This window comes from Moraxella oblonga NBRC 102422, assembly GCF_001598275.1.
GTDB classification, from domain to species: Bacteria; Pseudomonadota; Gammaproteobacteria; order Pseudomonadales; family Moraxellaceae; genus Moraxella; species Moraxella oblonga.
Map to the genome: position 1 here is coordinate 62,271 of NZ_BCYQ01000013.1, position 7,006 is coordinate 69,276.

Annotated in this window: 7 protein-coding genes; 2 read left to right on the forward strand and 5 right to left on the reverse strand. The window is 41.6% G+C overall.

All coding sequences use genetic code 11. The features are described 5' to 3' along the window. Positions 1-265 precede the first annotated feature (265 nt). A complete protein-coding gene (locus MOB01S_RS05205) occupies positions 266-919 on the forward strand; it encodes a phosphoglycolate phosphatase (RefSeq protein WP_066802361.1) in 654 nt (217 codons plus the stop codon). Here MOB01S_RS05205 and MOB01S_RS05210 read toward each other — a convergent pair. The 3 genes from MOB01S_RS05210 to MOB01S_RS05220 all read right to left on the reverse strand — a co-directional run bounded on the left by MOB01S_RS05210 (position 916) and on the right by MOB01S_RS05220 (position 3,636). Further along, on the reverse strand, positions 916-1,395 hold the full coding sequence (locus MOB01S_RS05210) for a hypothetical protein (protein WP_066802362.1): 480 nt from the start codon (positions 1,393-1,395) through the stop codon (positions 916-918). The two genes, MOB01S_RS05205 and MOB01S_RS05210, sit on opposite strands and share 4 nt — an antisense overlap. Positions 1,396-1,417: 22 nt before the next feature. Beyond that, positions 1,418-2,911 carry a YifB family Mg chelatase-like AAA ATPase gene (locus MOB01S_RS05215; RefSeq protein ID WP_066802363.1) on the reverse strand — a complete coding sequence of 498 codons (1,494 nt, stop codon included), beginning with the start codon at positions 2,909-2,911 and terminating at the stop codon, positions 1,418-1,420. Between the two features lie 248 nt (positions 2,912-3,159). Continuing rightward, a complete protein-coding gene (locus MOB01S_RS05220; RefSeq protein ID WP_066802365.1) occupies positions 3,160-3,636 on the reverse strand; it encodes a hypothetical protein in 477 nt (158 codons plus the stop codon). A gap of 165 nt (positions 3,637-3,801) precedes the next feature. On the opposite strand from MOB01S_RS05220, the gene recJ reads away from it, so the two are divergent. Next, positions 3,802-5,688 (forward strand): single-stranded-DNA-specific exonuclease RecJ, encoded by a 1,887-nt coding sequence (recJ, locus tag MOB01S_RS05225; RefSeq protein WP_084349621.1) that lies wholly within the window; start codon positions 3,802-3,804, stop codon positions 5,686-5,688. Between the two features lie 160 nt (positions 5,689-5,848). On the opposite strand, the gene MOB01S_RS05230 is transcribed toward recJ, so the two are convergent. Further along, the gene (locus tag MOB01S_RS05230) at positions 5,849-6,142 is read right to left on the reverse strand and encodes a hypothetical protein (RefSeq protein WP_066802367.1); all 294 of its coding nucleotides are present in this window, start codon (positions 6,140-6,142) and stop codon (positions 5,849-5,851) included. A 442-nt stretch (positions 6,143-6,584) separates the two neighbouring features. Continuing rightward, on the reverse strand, positions 6,585-6,929 hold the full coding sequence (locus MOB01S_RS05235) for a hypothetical protein (RefSeq protein ID WP_066802369.1): 345 nt from the start codon (positions 6,927-6,929) through the stop codon (positions 6,585-6,587). Between the last annotated feature and the right edge of the window lie 77 nt (positions 6,930-7,006).

Here is a 7,006-nt window from a genome sequence, read left to right on the forward strand (position 1 = left end):
CCGTTGATTTTAAAATTTGCACCATTGGCAAAATTTTGTGTGCCAATCTGTGATGTGCTAATAGTAACAAAATATTTCTAAAAAAGTGTGCGTGTTTATGGTGTAAAATGTAATCTTTTGAAAAAAAATCTTAATTTGTGCCAAAAAACTTGGTGTTTTGAAAAGTTTTGTTACATTTATTGCAACAACGACCCTTTACCCAATCATTTTAACTTGTTAAAGTGGCTAAAATTTGGGGTGTTCTGACATTTTTTTGGAAAATTTTATGAAAAAATCTTTGGTTATTTTTGATTTAGACGGCACACTTATTGATAGCGTGCCTGATTTGGCAGATGGCGTGGACGGTATGCTTGCCCATTTTGGCAAATCGCCTGCTGGCACAGAGCGTGTGCGTACTTGGGTGGGTAATGGCTCACTCAAACTGGTGGAGCGAGCGTTGATGTGGGCGGATTTGCCTTTGGATAACCTGCCTTATGCTCATGAGATTTTTTTGCAAAAATATGCCAACAGTCAAGGCAAAACAGCAGAATATCAAGGGGTCAGCATTGGTCTAAATCAGCTTATTCAAAACGGTTTTACACTTGCACTTTGCACCAACAAACCCACACAATTTTTGCCTGATATTTTAAAAAATATGGGTTGGGCGGACAAATTTGCTTGTGTGATTGGCGGTGATAGTTTGGCGGTCAAAAAACCTAACCCCGAACCACTTTTACATATTTGCAAGACGCTAGGCATAGATAAAAGTCAAGCGGTGATGGTTGGCGACTCTAAAAACGACATTTTGGCAGGGCGTGGAGCGGGCATGATGACGCTCGCTCTCACTTATGGCTACAACTATGGCGAGCCGATAGCGGATAGCGAGCCTGATGAGGTGTTTGAAAACTTTGGGGCATTGGTGGAGTTTGTTTTGGCTTAAAACCTTCTCACAAAACAAAACTCATCAAAGCCTTTGTTTTGCTTGCTAACAAAACAATGATAATGCGTTAAGTCAGGATTGTCATTCATGATTGTTAGGGTGCGATTGTGGCGATAATGCATGGTGGCTAGGGTGTCATTGAGTGTGCTTTTTATGTTCTCAATCACCAAATTGTAGTCATCATCGTACATCACCGAGCCATCTGGATGGGTTTTGTTGGTGATACGGTGCGTGATATGAATGGGCTTGCGAGCGTTGGGGGCTTTGGCAGGTTTTAGTACCATGTCCACCCCAACCCCAAAGGCATTGCCCGACTCGATACCGTCCAGCACCGTGCAGGTGGTTTTTTGGATAAGTTTGCCCGACTTGAAAGTGACACAAGGCAACTTCAACCCCGTCAAATCGGTCGAGCCTGCGTGGGCGGTTAGACTGATACCGATTAACACAAATAATGCAAATTGAGATAAATATTTCATATTTTACCTTTGATATGATACCTTAACGATAACTCACCGCCTCTGCCAAATGTGCCACTTCTACCTGCTCGGACATCGCCAAATCCGCAATGGTGCGAGCCACCCTAAGCAGACGATGATAACTACGAGCAGATAAGTTCAGTCGTGATTGGGCAGTGGCAAGAAACTGTTTTTGGGCAATGCCTAGCGGAATATATGTATCAATCTGACTGGGCGTTAGCTGACTGTTGGGCTTACCTTGACGGTTCAAAGCGATGGCATAAGCCTTGATGACACGTTCACGCACAACGGCTGACGATTCGCCAAGAGGGGCATTTTGCAAATCATCTATGGGCATGGCAGGTACATGAATATGTATGTCAATACGGTCAAGGAGTGGGCCTGAGATTTTGTCTTGATAACGGCGAACTTGCTCACTCGTACAGCGACAACGGTTGGACGGATCGCCATGATAACCACATGGGCAAGGATTCATCGCCCCCACAAGCTGAAAATTGGCAGGATAGGCAACTTGAGCACTGGCTCGGCTGATGATGATTTCTTTGGATTCTAGGGGCTGACGCATGACTTCTAGGGTTTTGCGGTCAAATTCTGGCAACTCATCAAGAAAAAGTACACCATGATGAGCAAGGCTAATCTCACCTGGTTTTGGGCGTGAACCCCCACCTGATAAAGCCACTGCACTCATGGTGTGATGACATGGGCGAAATGGTCGCACACCAAATTCATAAGGCACGCCTGCCACCGAATAAACACTAGCAACCTCCAACGCCTCATCGTCTGTTAGGGGTGGCAAAATACTGGGCAAACGACTTGCCATGAGTGTCTTGCCAGAGCCTGGCGAACCTTTAAATAAAATAGAATGACCGCCTGTGGCACAAATCTCCAACGCTCGCCGTGCATGATATTGGCCCTTGACATCAGACAAATCTAGGGTGTATACAGGGTTGGTGGATTCATGGGTAAAAATCATGGGGGTCAATTTTTCACCGCCACCCACCCCACTAACAGCGTTCAAATGATGGCAAACTTGGGTTAAATTATCCGCCCCCAATATGCCCACGTCCGCCACTTTAACGGCTTCTGCCCCATTGATTTTTGGCATAATCAGTGTGCGAGCACACCCCTTGACAGCACGAGCCACCGATAATGCCCCTGTAATGCCTCGCAAATCGCCATTTAGAGCAAGCTCACCAACAAACTCAAAATCACCTAGCACACGTTCATCAATCTGCCCACTGGCTGACAAAATCCCAATGGCAATCGGCAAATCAAGTCTTGCTCCATCTTTTGGCAAATCAGCAGGGGCAAGATTTATGGTAATGCGTCTGTTTGGAAAATCAAAACCACTATTAATAATGGCAGAGCGAACACGGTCTTTACTTTCTCGCACAGATGCTTCTGGTAAACCCACCATTGTCAAAGCAGGCAAACCTTGAGAGATATGTACCTCTACGGTAACAGGGGGTGCATTTAGACCAACAATAGAACGGGTGTGAACTTGGGCAAAAGACATGGTATTTTTAACAACAACAAAACACCGATTCAGTTTATCATCAAACCGTCCAATAAAACAACAAAAAAAAGCAGGTCAAACCTGCTTTTATTTTAAAAATTATAGTCAATTAAACCCAAAATGCACCACATTAGGTTTTTTCGTTCATGGTGAGCTTGTCGAACCATGGCGAAAAACCGTTTCACCCTTCGACTTAGCTCAGGGCGAACGGTTTTGGTGGTTTTTGAAGTTAAATCACTATAAAATCTTTACACATCAGGTTGCAGTTGTTTTTTGGCAACTTCATAACACTGCTCCATGTGGTCGGTGGCGATTTTTCTAAAAATGACATAACCGAGCGTTCCTGCGACAATCTGCCCCCCAAATGGCACATATTTGGCAACCTGTTTGCCCAAAATACGCCCACCAAAGCCCTGAACAGTTTTGTTTACAACACTACGTGTTGCAATCAATCCAGCAACTGCCGTAATGCGTGCGATGAGATTTTCGGTACGTTCTTTTTCACTGACACCGATATTGGTTGGATCTTGCTCCTCGGTTAATCCAAAACGCTTGGTAATCTGTGGTAGCAATTTGGATAACAGACCCACGTCCACCGCCACATCTAAAAAGGGAATCGGAATGATTGCCACACCAGCAGAGATTTTGGCACGAGCCGAAATCAAATCTTTACATTCTAAGCGGATTTTGTCAAGGTCGGCTAAGGTCTTAGGAGAGTTTGACATGATGATTTCCAAAAAAAGATATTATCGTTATTATGGGTATAAAATGATAAAGTTACAAGACAAAAGATTGTCATGATGGCAAGAAATTGTAAATCTATGTAAATTGTCTGGTTAAAAATATGGTACAATACACGCCAAAGATAGATTTGTAAGAAGTGTAAAATAATGGGAACAACAAATAACTTGGTTGATGATAATGATCAACCTTTTACCCCCAAACCCAACGGTACGCAAAAATTTGCAACTGCACGATTGAGCCATCTCACCAATACCCAAGTCCAAGATTTTCATCAAGTATTTAGTGAATTTCACGCCAAACGCCTATCATTAACCCAAAGACAAACAGAAAACCATACCAATCATGAGCTAACTTTGACTTATGGCGAAACCCTAGCCAGATTGTTTGGTAGTCGTGGCATTAAAGATATAAGCGAGCTTGACATGAATGTCATGCATTTGTTGCCTGCAAAGGATTTGTGTGGCATTGAAGAAGCAGGACTTGCCATTGATAGAGCAATAGATGAGGGCAAACGCATCTTAGTAGTGGGGGATTTTGATTGCGATGGAGCAACTTCTACCACACTTATGGTACGCTGTCTTCGTGAAATGGGAGCAGATGTTGAATTTTTGGTACCTGACCGTTTTAAATTTGGCTATGGACTTACCCCAGAGATTGTAGAGTATGGGGCAGAACTTTTTAAACCCCAACTCATCATCACGGTGGATAATGGCATATCTAGCCATGAAGGTGTTGCCAAAGCTTGTGAACTGGGCATTGACGTGGTCATCACAGACCATCACCTTACCACCACCGACAGTCCAAAAGCGGTAGCAGTAGTCAACCCCAATCAACGAGGTTGCGATTTTGGTAGTAAATGGCTTGTGGGTGTGGGTGTGGCATTTTATGTCATGGGACGTGTCGCCAAAATCCGCCGTGAAGCAGGTAAATCTACCACCAGCGTTACCAAATATCTTGACTTGGTGGCACTTGGTACGATAGCGGACGTGGGACATCTTGACCACAACAACCGAATTTTGGTAACACATGGCTTAAACGCCATCAAGCAGGGCAATTGCTGTGTGGGGATTTTAGCAATTTTAGAACAAGCAGGACGAGACGTGAGCAAAATCAGTGCTGATGATTTTGGTTTTGCCATCGCCCCACGCATCAATGCAGCTGGACGCATGGACAATATGCGTACAGGTGTGGAATGTCTCTTAACTGATGACTGGGAAGAAGCACACCGCTTAGCCAACGAATTAAACCGTCTTAACATCTCACGCCGTGCCATTGAAAGCCAAATGAGAGATGAAGCAAACGCCATCATTGATGAGTTGCACCTAACCGACAGCAACCCCCCAAAAGCAATTTGTCTATACCAAGACAACTGGCATCAAGGCGTGATTGGGATTGTGGCAGGGCGGATTAAAGAGCAATTGTACCGCCCCGCCATCGTCTTTGCCCCTGCTGACAGTGAAAAAGTGGGTGATGATGATTTGCTCAAAGGTTCAGGACGTTCCATCACAGGCATTCATATCCGTGATGCTATCGAGACGGTTGCCATGAATTATCCTGACTTGATTTTACATTTTGGTGGTCATGCGATGGCTGGCGGATTGACGATTAGAAAGCGGGATTTCACCCAATTTAAAACCGCCTTTGAACAAGTCGTCCAAGCCTTTGATGATGATGTTTTTGAACAAGAACAATTTACTGATGGACAGCTGTTACCCCAAGATTTTAGCCTACGTTTTGTACAAACACTCAAAGATGTCAGCGTTTGGGGCAACGGCTTTGCTCCACCCGCCTTTGATGGGGTGTTTAGCATCATCAATTTTCGCATTTTAAAAGATAAACATCTAAAACTCACCCTGCGTCATGACGGCGTACAATATCCCATTGATGCAATTTGGTTCAATTATGACGTAGAAAACTGGGACTACCGAGCCAGCCAAGTGCATTTGCTATTTACCCTAGAAAATAACGAATGGCAAGGCGTGCAAAGTCTGCAACTGATTGTCAAAGATTTGGCGGTGATAGATATTAGCTGATGGTAACAAATACCGCATGATGAATGCGGTATTTGTTATTAAACTTCCTGCAATGCTAGTTTTTGTTCGCCGTCTATCAAAGGTGGGCTAAAAACATTAGGCTTCCCAAGCTCACCACGAACGGTTTTCCTTAATTTTAGGGTTTTGCAGGAAGTCTAATTTATAAGGGATATCTAGATTTAGATGAATCATAAAATTTATTTATATCGATACTCATCTCATTAAGTTCATCGTTAAGTGATTCAAGACTTTCAAAAAATTTAAACTTCCCCACTTTATCATAATTAGGATCCCACTCATTATCTATATCTTCTTTAATAAAGGAACTTATTCTCATTTTAAACTGATATAAATTACAATCATACCTAATTTCTACCCAAGTATAATAATTGTTATCGTCTACATTGACTCTCTGTACAAAAATATCACCTTTATATAAATAATCATAATTCATAATACCAACTCCACGGGAAAAATATATGTATAACTTTACCTCCAAATTCATGAATTTGAAGTGGCGTAGGTTGGGTTGAGCGATAGCGAAAACCCAACATTTAAAAATAAAAAAACCATTTAACAAAAATATTAAATTTTTTAAATGCGTTAAAAGATGAAAATGCGTTTTACCAAAAAGTGTACCAAGTATTAACCGAACCTGATCGTGTTAATAAAAAAGCTCAAAATGTAGTATTTACGGCTCTTTTTAGAGATACAGATTATGAGTATGGGGGTAAAATACCCCAAGCAAACTCATAATTTGCCCAGATGATGCTGTCTTGTTCATATACTATGGTAAAAATAAATTGGTTAGTGTATTAAAAGTATTTGCTAGTTTTTAGGCTGGTAGATGTTTTTATTGGTGTTCACGGTGGGCGGGACATAAAGTGGAAGTGATTTTAATTTTTAAATTGCTCTCTAAATTCATTCAATCCTAAAGACTTTGGTAGTAAGTCATCTATATAAACCAAGGTAGAAATACCAGTAATTTTATTAATTTCGATTAATTTTTGGCAAAAATTTTCGAATAAGACATCATCTTCTTCTTTTTGCTCAAGAAAACCGTTCCCTTCGGTATGTGAAGATGAAAGCACTCGCAGAGCTTGAATGAATTCAGATTGATTTAATTCAATCCATTCTATACTTAAATTATTAATTAAATGGATTAGAGTTACTTCATCTTGATATCTTAAAAAAGATGGTTTATCTTTTAGATAATCATACAATATATTTTTTTCATTCACTTAATATCCTGAGCCATCTAATGGAATATGAGCACCATCTTTATTACTACCAAAAGTTCTCCAAGTTCCGTCAGTGA

Coding starts and splice junctions, on each gene's coding strand:
- recJ (WP_084349621.1), top strand. CDS start 3,802: ATGGGAACAACAAATAACTTGGTTGATGATAATGATCAACCTTTTACC.
- MOB01S_RS05220 (WP_066802365.1), bottom strand. CDS start 3,636: ATGTCAAACTCTCCTAAGACCTTAGCCGACCTTGACAAAATCCGCTTA.
- MOB01S_RS05205 (WP_066802361.1), top strand. CDS start 266: ATGAAAAAATCTTTGGTTATTTTTGATTTAGACGGCACACTTATTGAT.
- MOB01S_RS05230 (WP_066802367.1), bottom strand. CDS start 6,142: ATGAATTATGATTATTTATATAAAGGTGATATTTTTGTACAGAGAGTC.
- MOB01S_RS05215 (WP_066802363.1), bottom strand. CDS start 2,911: ATGTCTTTTGCCCAAGTTCACACCCGTTCTATTGTTGGTCTAAATGCA.
- MOB01S_RS05210 (WP_066802362.1), bottom strand. CDS start 1,395: ATGAAATATTTATCTCAATTTGCATTATTTGTGTTAATCGGTATCAGT.